Source organism: Candidatus Parakkermansia intestinigallinarum (genome assembly GCF_944389695.1).
Classification (GTDB): Bacteria; Verrucomicrobiota; Verrucomicrobiia; order Verrucomicrobiales; family Akkermansiaceae; genus Akkermansia; species Akkermansia intestinigallinarum.
Map to the genome: position 1 here is coordinate 47,973 of NZ_CALXNG010000008.1, position 13,915 is coordinate 61,887.

A 13,915-nucleotide genomic window follows, 5' to 3' on the forward strand; every position below is an offset into this window, starting at 1 on the left:
GCTTGGCCGATGACGGCGCAGGGGCCGGAGCTTGTCCGGCAGCGCTGAGCGTGAGCCCCAGCGCTGCGGCCATGAGGATGAGGGTGTTTGTTTTCATTGAATGTGAGGATGTCTGAGGTTGAAGAAGGCGGATATGAAACGACGGCCGATGCGTGAGCTTCGTCGATGGATGGAGTCCGTCGCCGGTTGCAGTCCGTCGATGCGTGTGGTCGGCCGGAGGGGGTGTTGTCACCGATCGGAGGACAGGCGATCGTACTCGGAATCGCTGACGGGTTCGAGCCATTCATTGCGGCCTTGTTCGCCGTTGACTTCAACGGCCAGATGGGCGAACCAGCTATCGGCCGCAGCTCCGTGCCAGTGCTTGACCCCGGCCGGGATGTTGATGACGGTGCCGGGCAGGATGGGTACGGCGGCTTTGCCCTCTTCCTGATACCAGCCGCGACCCGCGATGCCGATGAGGATTTGCCCGCCGCCGGAGGCGGCATGGTGAATGTGCCAGTTGTTGCGGCAGCGCGGTTCGAAGGTGACGTTGGCGATGCGAACTTGCTCGGAGGAGACGGGGGCGAGATAGCTCTTGCCGGTGAAATAACGCTCGTAGGCGGTATTCGGCTCGCCGATGGGGAAAATCATGGAGCGCTCAAAGTCGGCCTTGGCCCCCTGCCCCTTGACGTCCTCAGCCCAGATATCCTTGGCTTGGCGGAAGGCGGACCAAGCCTTGGGCCAGCCGGCGTAGAAGGCGATGTGGGTGAGGATTTCGGCGATTTCGCTGCGGGTGATGCCGTTTTTCTTGGCTTCGTTGAGGTGGTAGCTCAGCGAGCTGTCGGTGATGCCCATGCTGATGAGGGCGGTGATGGTGACGAGACTGCGGTCGCGCAGGCTGAGTTTATCGGTGCGGCTCCAGACTTCGCCGAAGAGGACGTCGTCGTTGAGCTGAGCGAATTGAGGGGCGAAGTCTCCGAGTTGGTCTCGCCCGGCGGTTTGTTTGACGGGTTCTTGTGACATAAGGTTGGGGCTCATGGTGATGAGGGTACCGAGGAGGAGGCAGGTTGTTTTCTTCATACGGGGGGGAAGAATCTTGTGTTGGTGAAGGCGCGTCCGCCGGGCAGCCTTTGCACGAGCTTTCGCGCCGTTGATGTCATTGTAGCAGTTTTCTCGGCCATCGCAAATACTTGCTCGGCATACGTTTTTATGCCTGCGGGGCATGAATCGCGCGGTGACGGGAAATGCCATGCCTCCCTTGCCGTCCTCGTGCATCGCCACCAATTCCGGGCGCCGAATCTTGTCCACCTCCCATCGGGCCTTCGTCTCTCCCCCATCCGAATCCTATCCGAACTCTATCCGAGCCTTGTCCGTCCCTCGTCCCCCCGTCCGCCACTTGCCCGACACTTGCGCGACACTTGTGCGAACCCGTAAGCCCTCGACATGTCGGCGGCGCGGCTCCGGCGTGGAGCTGCGGCAGGAGGAAGGGGAAAAGGCTCGAGAGCGTCGGTCGGCGCCGGGCCAGCGATGTCTTTTCATGCGTCCTCTTTCACGCGTCGTCGGCTGAGCTCTCTCGGGCCGGGGCGTCTTGGGCAGAGCTCCGGCGCCGAACTTCGCTGCAAAGCGCGAAGTAAAAGACTTGTGCCGCTCGGCTGAAGAAGCGGGCCTTTTTCCAGACGAGGTAGGAGGGGGAGCTCAGTCGCGGCGCAAAGGGGATGAAGCGCAGGAGGCTCTCGCCTCCCGTCGGGACGAGGCCGTCGAGACAGATGGCGCAGCCGACGCCGGCCTCGACGAAGCGGGCGGCGTTGTAGGCGAGGTTGTAGCGGCAGCGGATGTCGCAGCTGCTCAGCTGCCGCCCAAGCCAGCCGGAGAGGAATTCGAGGACGGGTTCGCGGTAGGAGGTGATGAGCGGCTGGGAGGCAACTTGATCGGGGCTGAGTTGCGCGAGCTCGGCAAAGGGGTGGTCTCGCCTCACCAGCAGGCCCCATGTGTCGACGTGGGGCAGCCTCAGGTGTTCGTAATCGGAGAGCTTGACGGGGGCGAGCATGAAGCCGAAGTCGACGGTGCCGCATTCCAGCTGTTCGCTGATGCAGGTGGCGTTGGCGGTTTGCAGACAAACGCGGATGCCCGGGTTGCACTTTTGGACGCGCTGACAGGCATCGGCAAAGAGGCTGAAGCCGGGCGATTCCGCGCAGCCGATGGTGACTTCACCGCAGATGTCTTTGCGGTGTATGGAGACTTCACTGATGGCGTGCTCGGTGAGGGTCAGGATTTCTTCGGCGCGCTGCACAAAGCGCAGGCCGGCCTCGGTGAGGGTCAGGTTTTTGCGGTCGCGACGGAAGAGGGGAACGCCCAGTTCGCTCTCCAAATCCGCAATCTGGCGAGAGAGTGTGGGCTGGGTGATGTGCAGAGCGGCAGCCGCATGCGTGATGGAGCGCTCGCGGGCGACGGCGAGAAAGTAGCGGAGAACGCGCAGTTCCATTGCTGCCATTGAAGCACGGAAGGGCGCGGACGTCAAGCAGGAAGCAGTCCTGCCCGGCGATGATACACGACGGGCGAGCAGCCGGGCGACGCGCCAGGCGCTCCGCCCGCCTCTTCGGGATGAGGAAGCGCTCAGAAACCCAGCACGGCCTGCGAGTCGATGTCGCTTTGGCCGTGGATGAGCTCGGCGGCGACGCTCAAGCCGGAGAACTCTTCGATGAGTTGGCGATTGGTCAGCGCGGCGGTGTCCCAATCCTGCTGCAGGTGGTTGAGGACGAGGGCGCGGCAGCTCAGTCCGCGCTCGCGTATGCCTTTGATGGTCATCAGGGCGTGGTTGACGGCGCCGAGTTTGTTACCGATGACGAGAATGACGGGCAGGCCGAGCGCGACGGCAAAATCAGCCATGGTGACGCCGGGAGCAATGGGGACTTCCCAGCCGCCCGCACCTTCGACGAGCACGGGGCCGTAGGCGGCGGCAACGCGTTCGTAGCCTTCGATGAGGGTGCCGAGGCTGATGGTCTTGTTCTCGAGGGTGGCGGCGATGTAGGGGGCGGTGGCGGCCCGCAGGTAGAGGGGGTTGATGAGCTCGAGGCTCACGGAGGGGTCGGTCGCGTCGCGCATGGCGCGGGCGTCGCTGCGGTCTCCGCAGGCCATGGGTTTGTAGCCCATGGCGGGTATGCCGCGGCGCCGCAGGTCGCGCAGCAGGGCGGTGGTGACGTAGGTTTTTCCGATTTCAGTGTCGGTGCCGGTGATGAAGAAGTTTTGCATGGCGGTTGTTGGGCGGCCGGGGCTCAGAGAGGTGTTGCAAAAAGGATTTCATCGTCGCCGGGTTCTTCGACGTCTTTCTTGACGTAGAGCCAGTCAGCAACAATCCAAACGACGACGGCCAACAGCAGGCAGACGAGTTTGGCCTGCCACTCAAACGTCAGAAACCTCTTGATTTTCGATATCGTCAGCATGGTTGTAGAGGAGCGAGGAGAGGCGTTCGCAAAGCAGGTTCACCGAGATGTCCGTCTGCACTTTCTGCCCGTAGAAGAGCGTGATGCGGCCTTTCTCTTCGGAGACGACCACGACGACGGCGTCGGATTTTTCGGCAATGCCCATGGCGGCGCGGTGGCGCAGCCCCATCGAGGCGTCGATGGGGTTGCGCTCGCTCACCGGCAGGATGGCGCCGGCGGAGGCGATGCGCTCGCGGATGATGACGGCGGCTCCGTCGTGCAGGGGGGAACCGGTGTAGAAGATGGTCTCGACGAGGGCGGGGGTGAAGATGGCGTCAATTTTGGTGCCGCGGTCGTAGTGGTCGATGTCGTCGAGTCGATTGGTGCGGCAAAACACCAGCAGCGCACCGATGCGGCGACTGGCCATGTAGGTGACGGCTTCTTTGACGCGCTGCATGAATTCATCGCTGTGCGAGTCCGCATGCGTCCACATGCGCCCGGTCATGATTTTGCGCGAGAACTTGGCGAGCACGGTTCGGATTTCCGGCTGAAAGAGCACGACAAGCACCAAGCCGGGGCCGGCGAAGATGACGGTTACGATGTGCTCCAGCACGCCGGCTCCGATGAGTTTGAGGAGCAGGAAGCCGACGACGACCAAGGCGATCAGGCCGATGAAAATGGTGGCGGACGGCGAATCCCTGTAGGCTCTGTACACCTGATAAAAGATGACGGCCAGTACGAGCACCTCAAAGGCGGCGCGGATGTACTCGAGCAAACTCATGCGATCATTTTACTCTTTCGTCCGTCCGATGGCAAGCCCAAAGGGCGGCTTGCGCGCTGTTCATGCGTTCTCGCCTCTATCCGGCGAGCGGCCCCGCCGCCGCAAACAGGCGGCAGCGGCCGTGCGTCCGTTGCTGCCGCAGCGGGCCGTGATGCGACAAACGCCGCCGTGCATCGGCACGGCGGCGTTTGTTTGAAGCCATGAGGCGGCTGCGGGCGGAGGCCTTACTGCTTCGCCTGAGCCGGGGCGTCATCGCGACCTTCACGCATGCTCTCCGAGCTGCGGTTCCAGCCGCCTCCGAGCTGCGTGTAGAGGGTCGGGATGCAGGCGGCATACTGGTAGCGATACTCGGCGAGTTTCTGCTCGGCCGGGAAGAGGTTCTGTTGAGCCGTCAGCACTTCGTAGTAGTCGGAATAGCCGGTCTTGACGCGCTCAAGGCAGGCGTCGAGGTAGCGGCGATACGATACGACGGCGGCTTCCTGCCGTTCGAGAATCGTGCGCAGTTTGGCGCGCTGCACGAGCGTGGTCGAGACTTCACTGAGTGCCGTCAGCACGGTCTCTTCGTAGCTGGCGACGGCCGCGACGAGGTTGTTGCGGGCGATCTTCTCAGAGGCTCGCAGCTGGCCGGCCTGGAAGAGGGGGCCGGAGAGGTTGGCGCCCATGCCCCAGCCCGTGCCCTTGCGCACGGCGGTCGTCAGATCGGACGAGGCCACACCCGCGGCTGCGGTCAGCGAGATGGAGGGGAAGTAGTTGGCGATGGCCACGCCGATTTCGGCGTTGGCGGCGCGCACCTGTTGCTCGGCCGCAAGCACGTCAGGGCGGTGAGCGAGGATGTCGGCCGGGATGCCGGCGGGCACCGTGGATCCGCCGGCGTAGTCGGAGAGACTGCCGCGGCGGCGGATGTGGCCGGGCGTGCGGCCGGCCAACACGCTCAGCGTGTTCTCAAGCTCGACGATCTGGTACTCGATGGCCGGGATCTGAGCCTCGGCGGCCGCGAGAGCCGCGCGGCTGGAATCGACGGAGAGCACACTGTCGGCGTCGTACTTGAAGCGGTACTCGAAGTACTCGAGTGACTTGCGATAGGATTCAACGCTCGCCTTCTGGACGCGCAGCTGTTCGTCGAGCATCAGCAGCTGCAGGTAACCCGTCGACACCTGACGCAGCAGCGAGAGCTGGAGGGCGCGCAGCTGGTGCTCGGCAGAGAAGTAATCGGCCTCGGCAGCTTCGACCGCGCGGCGCGTGCGGCCCCAGACGTCAAGCTCCCATGAGGCGGAAGCCGCCATCGAGCCGGGAGCCGTCGTAATGCCGCCGCTGTTGACGATGGTCGAACCGCCGGTCTGGTTGGCGCCCTTGGAGACGCTGCCGCCGTACGATGCCCAGGGGAAGAGCGGAGCCTGCGTCACCGTCACGTTCTGGCGGGCGCTGTCCACGTTGGCCAACGTGGCTTTGAGGCTGCGGTTGTTGCGGTATGTGTCAAGCAGAAGGTCGCGAAGATCCGGATCGCGCATCACATCCCACCAAGGCAGCGAGGCGATCGACTCCTTCATGGAGGGAGCCCCTCGGAAGGCTGCCGGCACCTCCATCTCGGGCTCTTTGTAATCGGGGCCCATCAGGCAGGAGCTCATGCCCAGCACGGCCACGGCGGAAGCCAGGCTGAGAACCGTCATCTTCATAGACTTTCCGTGATTCATCATACCGCGCTGACTCTACTCCTAATGCTTCGCGTTGTCAAGTTTTTATCCGCTGAAAATTTCCAACTTTGTGTCATGAGGGCAGCAAACGCGGCAGCTTGCGCGAGCAGCGAGCCTGCCCGCGAGCACAAATAATTCGGGCACTTTTTCATTTTCTGCTTGAAAAGCAAAAGGAATAGGGTAGAGTTTAGCATGATGAGCGACGATGCCAGCTTTAAGCCACATAACAGCGCGGCTCCCGGGGTGTTCAACTGGGAGATGGTGCGCAAGGCGCTGCGTGCCGCTGAAGAGGGCGTCTATTGCTGGGATATGGAGACCGGCAAGATTTTTTACACCGAGCAGTGCCTGCGCATGATGGGCCTGCCCTTTCGGGAGATCGCGCCCAATATCTTCACGGAGAGCGAGCGAACGATCCATCCGGAGGATCTGCAGTTTTTCCGCAGCAGTGTCCAGCGCTACATCGACATGCCCATGGTGGCGGCCTCGCCCATGCGCGTGGAGGTGCGCCTGCTCAATCTGCGCTCGCGCGGTTGGCGCTGGATACGCGTCAACGGTCTGCTGGAGCGAGGCCGAGATCTCAAGCCCGTGAGGCTCGTGGGGGTGTGGGTTGATATCACGCGCCGCAAGATGTCGGATATGCGGGCGTTGGAGGATCAGAACTTCTTCCGCACCCTCATCAACTACCTGCCGGACAACATTTATTTCAAGAACCGCGAATCGCGCTTCGTGCTGGCCAACGAGGCCACGGCGCGCAAGATGCACGTACGCACCCCGGCCGACCTCATCGGCTGCCGCGATACGAATTTCTTCACCGAGAGCATGGCGGAGGTTGCCCGGGCGGAGGAGCTCAACGTCATGAACACCGGGGTGCCCATCACCAACCGCATCCATCGCGAGACGTGGAAGAACGGTAAACAGCGCAACAGCTGGAGCCGTGTCTCGAAGTTCCCGTGGTACGGCCACGACGGCAACATCAAGGGCATCGTCGGTATTTCGTCGGACGTCACCGAGCTCATCGAAGCGCAGCGCCGCTACCAGCGCATTGCCGAGCAGCTCGACCAGAGGAATCGGGCGCTGGAGAAGGAAATCAGCCTCGCGCGCGAGGTGCAGCGCGCTCTTCAGCCCCTGCGACTGCCCGACCGCGTCTGGACGAATCCGAATGACGGCAGCCGGCGCCGCGCCACCTTCCACCACGTCTACATGCCCTCCACCGGGGTGGCCGGGGACTGTTTCGAGGTGTTTCCGGTCGGTGATTCGGGCGTCGGCATGCTCATCTGCGACGTCATGGGCCACGGGGTCAGCGCGGCGCTGATCGCCGCCATGCTGCGGGGGCTCATGGAGCAGGTGGCGAACTTGGCTGACACGCCGGGGCTTCTGCTCTCGTCGCTCAATCGGCAGCTCTACCGCATCTTCAGCCAGGCCAATATCACCATGTTTTCGTCGGCCTGCTACGTCTACCTCGACCTCGACAGGCAGAGGCTCACTCTCTCGGGCGCCGGACATCCGGCGCCCATCGTCATGACGGCGGACGGCAAAGCCGTGCTTCCGGCCATTCCCCGCTCCCCTGCCCTCGGGCTCATCGAAAGCGCGCTCTTCCGCGAGAGCGAAATCCCGCTGGAGCCCGGCATGAAGCTCATGCTCTACACCGACGGACTCACGGAAGCTCACAACGGCAAGGGCGATGAGCTCGGCGCCGTGCGCGTCATGAATTACCTGCAGGAGCGCCAGCCCGTCAACATCACGGAGATGATTAACATAGCCCTTGCCTGCATGCATAACTTCACCGGCGATGCCGATCAGGAGGATGATATTTGCATGTTGGGCGTCGAATTCTTGAGCGAGTAAGTCCCGAAACGAATTTTTGAGATACAATCATCAAAAAAAAGTTGCATTCTCGGCCGATTTAGGCTACCCTTCCATCAGTTACGAATCGAATCTTTATGGATGAAAATCATCAAGAGGGCGGTACGCCCTTTAATCTGTCGGAGCTGACAGAGTTTCAGTTCGGTCCCGCTTGGGCCCGCAAGGGAAACGACGCTTCGAAGCCGCAAAAATATGAAGAGATGTCGTCGCGCGACTATGCGCCGAAGCGTCGCGACGCGGAGCGCAAGCCCTCTTTCCGCGACCGCCGCAGCGGCGCGGATCGCAACGCCGATCGCCGCGACGGCCGCGCCAAGGGTCGCGAGGGTCGCGGCGAGCGCGCCCCGCGCCGCCTGCCTGCTCCGACGCCGGGACTTCGCGTCGAGCTGCGCCCCGCCAACAGCATCTTGGAGATTTTCGCCACTCAGATTCAACGCCAGAAGAGAGCCCTGCCCCTGCTCGACCTCGCGCGCGTCGTCATGGCCTCGCGCGACCGCTTCGACCTCGTCTTCATGAAGCTGGAGAACGGCCCCATGATGATTCATTCCCGCCTCGGCGACGGCGCCTGCTGGCTGAGCGAGGAAGAAGCCGTCGCCTACCTCTGGAAGGCTGACTGGTTCGGCAAGTTCTACAGCCGCGAGGAAATCGAGACGCCCGCCCCGAGCGGCAACTTCAATGCCATCGCCGTCTGCAGCCTCGGCGGAGAGCTCATCGGCCCGGTCAACTGGCACGGCTACCAAGCGGCTCTCATGCACCTCTACCGCGAAAAGTACGCCCAGATGGATCTGAGCAGCTTCAAGGCGCGCGTTCGCGTCGACAAGAGCGAAGAGACCGTCGCCGCATGGCTCAAGCAGGCCAGCCGAACCGTCGTGTGGAAGCCCCTGCGCGATGCCGAGGTCGTGCTCAGCGACGCCAAGGCGGTCGAGGCCGACTTCAAGGCCAAGCATTACGCCGAGGCTTATGAGGTTGTCGACAAGGTCTTCGTCAACGGCGCCACGCCGAGGGCTCTGCTCTCTCCCGGCCTCGCGGCGCACCTCGCCATTTTGTCCGACAAAACGGCTCGTTTCCCGCAGATGCTCATTCCGAACCTCTGCCACGGGCTGGCTCGCCACCACATCCCCATCTACAAATGGCAGGGGCACCACTACACCGGGCCGAGCCGCGTGCGCGCCATCCCCGCCGACATGGTGCTGGCCGACCGCATGATGGCCATCGTCAACTGGACCAAGGAGAACTCCGGCAGCAAGGTTGACGCGATGTGCGCGGCGCTCTCCGGCGTGCCCAATGCGACGGATGAGGCCGGCAAGCAGGCCACGGTCGACGCCTACGCCCCCTACGTTGCCGATATGATCTGGCTGCTTGAGCAGGGCTTCATCGTCGTGACGGCGGACAACTCCATCTGGTACCCGAAGGGCAGCCTTGCCCCTGAGCCCGCCAAGGCTCCCGCCGGAGCCCGCCGCAGCGGCAAGCGCGCCAAAAACGCCAAGAATGCAGCAGCGGCAGAGGCCAAGAGCGAGACTCCCGCGCCCGAGACCGCGCCTGCCGCAGCAGAGGAGGCCCCTGCCGCCCCCGCCGACGAGCCGACAGCTGAGCCCGAAGCGCCCCGGCCCGAGCCGCAGCCGGAAGCTTCCGCGGCCGCGCCGGAATCGCCGGCCGAAAGCCCCGAAGCTTGATATCCCGGAGTTCCTCCCCCCCCCCATCCGACCCCCTGTCACATGCGGTGACAGGGGGTCTTTTTCATCTGCTCGTTCACCCGCTCGTTGAGCTGAGGCAAAATGCCGCAGCCGATGCGACATTTTGGGACAAAGTGCGGCAATTTGACGCGCCTTAAACGCCAAAACACCTGGACGCAAAACACTAATCCCTTAAATTCAACTCTTTACAAATCTGGCACGCTCTTTGCAAGAAAGAAGGCGAAAAGATACGGTCCGCAAGGCCGACAGTTAACCCATCAACGAAGCACTTAACAAACAGAAAGGAAAACCAACATGAGCAAGATTCTTGGAATTGACCTCGGAACGACGAACTCCTGCATGGCCGTCATGGAAGGCGGTCAGGCCACCGTTCTCGAGAACAGCGAGGGTGCCCGCACCACCCCGTCCGTCGTCGCCTTCACGAAGAGCGGCGAGCGCATCGTGGGTCAGGCGGCGAAGCGTCAGGCCGTCACGAACCCCCGCAACACCATTTTCTCGGCCAAGCGCCTGATCGGCCGCAAGTATGCCGAGCTGACGGCTGAAGACAAGAAGGTGCCCTACACCATCGTCGAGGCCCCGAACGGCGACGCGCACATTCAGGTCGAGGTCGGCGGCGAGACGAAGGTCTACTCGCCGCAGGAAATCAGCGCTATGGTGCTCTCGAAGCTCAAGGCCGATGCCGAAGCCAAGCTCGGCGAGACCATCACCGAAGCCGTGATCACCGTGCCCGCCTACTTCAACGATGCCCAGCGCAACGCCACCAAGGCCGCCGGTGAAATCGCCGGTCTGAAGGTGCGCCGCATCATCAACGAGCCGACGGCCGCCGCACTGGCCTACGGCCTCGACAAGAAGAGCAACGAGCAGATCGCCGTCTACGACCTCGGCGGCGGCACCTTCGATATCTCCGTGCTGGAAATCGGCGACGGCGTCTTCGAAGTCAAAGCCAGCGACGGTGACACGCACCTCGGCGGTGACGACTGGGACAACGCCGTCATCAACTGGATTCTGAGCGAATTCAAGGCCAAGGAAGGCATGGACATCTCGAAGCAGACCGACGCCCTCCAGCGCATCAAGGAGGAAGCCGAGAAGGCCAAGATTGCCCTGAGCTCGACGCAGAGCTACGACATCTCGCTGCCCTTCATCACGATGGACGCGACCGGCCCGAAGCACATCCAGATGACGCTCACGCGCTCGAAGCTCGAGCAACTCACCGAAGACCTGCTGGAGCGCACCGCCACTCCCGTCAAGAACTGCATCGCCGCAGCCGGGCTGAACACCAGCGACATCAACGAGCTCGTTCTCGTCGGCGGCATGACCCGCATGCCCGCCGTGCAGGAAATGGCTCACCGCCTCGCCGGCAAGGAGCCGCACAAGGGCGTCAACCCCGATGAGGTTGTGGCCGTGGGCGCCGCGATTCAGGGCGGCGTGCTCATGGGCGACGTCAACGACGTGCTGCTGCTCGACGTCACCCCGCTGACGCTCTCCATCGAGACGATGGGCGGCATCGCCACGCCGATGATCGACCGCAACACCACCATCCCGGTGCGCAAGAGCCAAGTCTTCTCGACGGCGGCGGACAACCAGCCTGCGGTGGACATCCGCATCTGCCAGGGTGAGCGCCGCATGTTCAACGACAACAAGCTGCTGGGCAACTTCAAGCTCGACGGCATCCAGCCGGCTCCGCGCGGCGTCCCGCAGATCGAAGTCACCTTCGACATCGACGCCAACGGCATCCTGAAGGTGACCGCCAAGGACAAGAACACCGGCAAGGAGCAAAACATCTCCATCCAGGGCTCGTCCGGCCTCTCCAAGGAAGAGATCGAGCGCGCCAAGAAGGACGCCGAGGCCCACGCCGAGGAAGATCGCCGCAAGGCCGAGGACATCGAGGCCATCAACAAGGCCGACTCGCTCGCCCACAACGTTGAGCGCCAGATCAAGGAGCTCGGAGACAAAGCCCCGGCTCAGATCACCCAGCCCATCGAGGAGAAGGTCAAGGCCCTCAAGGCCGCAGCCGAGGCCAAGGACGTCGAGAAGTGCAAGAGCCTCACGACGGAGCTTGAAAAGATGCTCGGCGACCTCAATCAGGCTGCCCAGCAAGCCGCCGCTCAGCAGGGAGGCGCCGCCTACAGCGAGCCTGCCGGTGAGGGCAGCGACAACGGCCCGCGCAAGGCCAAGGGCAAGGTCGTCGACGCCGAAGTCGTCGATGACGACAAATAACCCCTCATTGCCGGAGCAGGCGCTCGGAAGGACACCTGCTCCGGCTCCCCCCCCCCTGACAACGAACAGGGACTCCCACCATCTTCAATCAACCAAACACATCAATAAGACCATGATTAAACCCATCGGACAGCGTGTGCTCGTGGAGCGCGTCGAAGCTGAAAGCAAAACCGCCGGCGGACTCTTCCTGCCGGATACCGCCAAGGAGAAGCCGCAGGAAGCCATCGTGCGCGCCATCGGCACCGGCGGCCGCGACAAGGATGGCCAGCCCATTCCCTTCAGCGTCGCCGTCAACGACAAGGTGCTCATCACCAAATACGGCGGCACCGAAGTCACCGTCAACGGCACCACCTACACCATTCTGAGCGAGAGCGACATCCTCGCCATCATCGACTGAACCAACCGTTAACCAACCCATAACAAGCATCACACTATGGCAAAGCAACTTTCATTTGAAGAAACCGCACGTCAGAGCCTGCTGAGCGGCGTCACCAAGATCGCCAAGGCCGTGAAGTGCACCCTGGGCCCGGCCGGCCGCAACGTCGTCATCGACAAGAAGTTCGGCTCGCCCAACATCACCAAGGACGGCGTGACCGTCGCCAAGGAAATCGAGCTCGAAGACCCCTATGAGAACATGGGTGCCCAGCTCGTCCGCGAAGTCTCCAGCAAGACCAACGACATCGCCGGCGACGGCACCACCACCGCCACCGTCCTTGCCGAGAGCATCTACCGCGAAGGTCTCCGCAACGTCACGGCCGGCGCCAACCCCATCTCGCTGCAGCGCGGCATCAACAAGGCCGCCGCCGCCGTCGTCGAAGAGCTCAAGAAGATCTCCAAGCCCGTTGATTCCTCCAAGGAAATCGCGCAGGTCGCCACCGTCTCCGCCAACTGGGACGCAGAAATCGGCAGCATCATCGCCGAGGCCATGGACAAAGTCGGCAAAGACGGCACCATCACCGTCGAGGAAGCCAAGGGCATCGACACCTCGCTCGACGTCGTCGAGGGCATGCAGTTCGACAAGGGCTACCTCTCGCCCTACTTCGTGACCAACGCCGACTCCATGGAGTCCGTCCTCGAAAGCCCCTACATCCTCATCTTCGAGAAGAAGATCAGCAACCTCAAGGATCTCCTGCCCGTGCTCGAGAAGGTCGCCAAGGCCGGCAAGCCCCTCCTCATCATCGCTGAGGACATCGAAGGCGAAGCTCTGGCTGCCCTCGTCGTCAACAGCCTGCGCGGCGCACTCAAGGCTTGCGCCGTCAAGGCTCCGGGCTTCGGCGACCGCCGCAAGGCCATGCTGCAGGACATCGCCATCCTCACCGGCGGCCAGTGCATCTCCGAGGACCTCGGCCTCAAGCTCGACAGCGTCAACATCGACCAGCTCGGCATGGCCAAGCGCGTCGTCGTCACGAAGGACACGACCGTCATCATCGAGGGTGCCGGCAAGTCCGCTGACATCTCCGCCCGCGTCGGCCAGATCCGCAAGCAGATCGCCGACTCCACCAGCGACTACGACCGCGAGAAGCTTCAGGAGCGCCTCGCCAAGCTCGCCGGCGGCGTGGCCGTCATCAAGGTTGGTGCTGCCACCGAGACCGAGATGAAGGAGAAGAAAGACCGCGTCGACGACGCCCTGCACGCCACCCGCGCTGCGGTGGAAGAGGGTATCGTTCCCGGCGGCGGCGTCGCCCTCATCCGCGCCCAGAAGGCCATCTGCGGCCTCGAGCTCACGGGCGACGAGAAGACCGGTGCCGCCATCGTCTACCGCGCTGTTGAAGCCCCGCTTCGCCAGCTCGTCGAGAACGCCGGCCGCGAAGCCGCTCTCATCGTCGAGAAGGTCAAGGGCCTCGAATCGCCGACTCAGGGCTACAACGTCGTCACCGACGCCTATGAGGACCTGCTGACCAGCGGTGTTGTTGACCCGACCAAGGTCACGCGCTCCGCTCTGCAGAATGCAGCCTCCATCGCCGGCCTCATGCTCACCACCGAGTGCCTCATCGCTGACCTGCCCGAGAAGAAGGGCTGCAGCTGCGGCGCCGGCGCCCCGGACGGCGGCATGGGCGGCATGGGCGGCATGATGTAAGCCGCACGGCTCCGATATTCGGAAAACCAGACAAGATTCAAGCGGGTTGCCTCACGGGGCAACCCGCTTTTCTTCGTACCGCAACGCCCTGCCCCGCTTCACCCTGCCTCAGCTCACCGGCGTGCACCCTCTCCCCGCGCTCCCGCCCGCGCGTCCGGCGACACAAAGCGGCAACACAAAAAGGCAACACAAAGCGG

General features: G+C 63.2%; 11 protein-coding genes. 5 read left to right on the top strand and 6 right to left on the bottom strand.

Features of this window, described 5'->3' with window-relative positions:
• Positions 1-228: 228 nt before the first annotated feature.
• The 6 genes from AC6UAL_RS03745 to AC6UAL_RS03770 all read right to left on the bottom strand — a co-directional run bounded on the left by AC6UAL_RS03745 (position 229) and on the right by AC6UAL_RS03770 (position 5,873).
• Positions 229-1,059: a carboxymuconolactone decarboxylase family protein gene (locus tag AC6UAL_RS03745; RefSeq protein WP_500682026.1), complete on the bottom strand. Its 831-nt coding sequence runs from the start codon at positions 1,057-1,059 to the stop codon at positions 229-231.
• Positions 1,060-1,528: 469 nt separating this feature from the next.
• The gene (locus AC6UAL_RS03750; RefSeq protein ID WP_500682027.1) at positions 1,529-2,470 is read right to left on the bottom strand and encodes a LysR family transcriptional regulator; all 942 of its coding nucleotides are present in this window, start codon (positions 2,468-2,470) and stop codon (positions 1,529-1,531) included.
• Between the two features lie 122 nt (positions 2,471-2,592).
• Positions 2,593-3,228 (bottom strand): dethiobiotin synthase, encoded by a 636-nt coding sequence (gene bioD / locus AC6UAL_RS03755; RefSeq protein ID WP_500682028.1) that lies wholly within the window; start codon positions 3,226-3,228, stop codon positions 2,593-2,595.
• Between the two features lie 23 nt (positions 3,229-3,251).
• Positions 3,252-3,419, bottom strand: coding sequence for a hypothetical protein (locus AC6UAL_RS03760; protein WP_500682029.1), 168 nt, complete (start codon positions 3,417-3,419; stop codon positions 3,252-3,254).
• Positions 3,379-4,179, bottom strand: coding sequence for a diadenylate cyclase (locus tag AC6UAL_RS03765; RefSeq protein ID WP_500682030.1), 801 nt, complete (start codon positions 4,177-4,179; stop codon positions 3,379-3,381). Before AC6UAL_RS03765 ends, AC6UAL_RS03760 begins: the two co-directional genes overlap by 41 nt.
• A gap of 224 nt (positions 4,180-4,403) precedes the next feature.
• Positions 4,404-5,873, bottom strand: a complete 1,470-nt coding sequence (locus AC6UAL_RS03770) for an efflux transporter outer membrane subunit (RefSeq protein WP_500682031.1) — start codon at positions 5,871-5,873, stop codon at positions 4,404-4,406.
• A gap of 189 nt (positions 5,874-6,062) precedes the next feature.
• Between AC6UAL_RS03770 and AC6UAL_RS03775 the strand changes: the two genes are divergently transcribed.
• The 5 genes from AC6UAL_RS03775 (at position 6,063) to groL (ending at position 13,718) form a co-directional block, all read left to right on the top strand.
• Positions 6,063-7,715 (top strand): SpoIIE family protein phosphatase, encoded by a 1,653-nt coding sequence (locus AC6UAL_RS03775; RefSeq protein ID WP_500682032.1) that lies wholly within the window; start codon positions 6,063-6,065, stop codon positions 7,713-7,715.
• Positions 7,716-7,810: 95 nt separating this feature from the next.
• Complete coding sequence (locus AC6UAL_RS03780) at positions 7,811-9,403, top strand: hypothetical protein (RefSeq protein ID WP_500682033.1); 1,593 nt, start codon at positions 7,811-7,813, stop codon at positions 9,401-9,403.
• A 315-nt stretch (positions 9,404-9,718) separates the two neighbouring features.
• Positions 9,719-11,641, top strand: coding sequence for a molecular chaperone DnaK (dnaK, locus tag AC6UAL_RS03785; protein WP_500682034.1), 1,923 nt, complete (start codon positions 9,719-9,721; stop codon positions 11,639-11,641).
• A gap of 112 nt (positions 11,642-11,753) precedes the next feature.
• A complete protein-coding gene (locus AC6UAL_RS03790; RefSeq protein WP_500682035.1) occupies positions 11,754-12,038 on the top strand; it encodes a co-chaperone GroES in 285 nt (94 codons plus the stop codon).
• A 36-nt stretch (positions 12,039-12,074) separates the two neighbouring features.
• Positions 12,075-13,718, top strand: a complete 1,644-nt coding sequence (gene groL / locus AC6UAL_RS03795; RefSeq protein WP_500682036.1) for a chaperonin GroEL — start codon at positions 12,075-12,077, stop codon at positions 13,716-13,718.
• The last annotated feature ends 197 nt before the right edge of the window (positions 13,719-13,915 follow it).